Consider the following 410-nt stretch of genomic DNA (forward strand, 5'->3'; position numbering starts at 1 on the left):
CTCTTTTTCTCTTTTGAAAGTACGGCCATTTTACTGGAATAAATGTATCATTTATTGATGTTACACACAATCAATACAATTTATAATTGATTTGTGTTAATGTATTTTTAAATAGTTTTGGCTGAAAAATAACATAAGTAATATTTTGATTCGATCACTGTTTATTGGAGGATTTATATGGCTGGTATAATCAAAGAAATTTCAAAACAAGATGCTAGTGAATTAGTTGAATTAGCAACTAGAACATTTTATGACACGTTTGGTTCTTACTATGATGACAAAGATTTTGATCAATTTTTTAAAGACAATTATACTGTAGAAAAATTTACACAAGAGATTAACCATGTAGATTCATTTCATTATTTTTATCAAGAAGATGGTGCGAATGTTGGTTATATAAAGATGAATAT

1 pseudogene is annotated in these 410 nt (G+C 26.1%); it reads left to right on the top strand.

The features are described 5' to 3' along the window. Positions 1 to 177: 177 nt before the first annotated feature. Positions 178 to 410 (top strand): annotated as a pseudogene (locus KDK95_RS39050) (GNAT family N-acetyltransferase); the annotation flags it as partial.

It is taken from the genome of Actinospica acidithermotolerans (assembly GCF_018139625.1).
Taxonomy (GTDB): domain Bacteria; phylum Actinomycetota; class Actinomycetes; order Streptomycetales; family Catenulisporaceae; genus Actinospica; species Actinospica acidithermotolerans.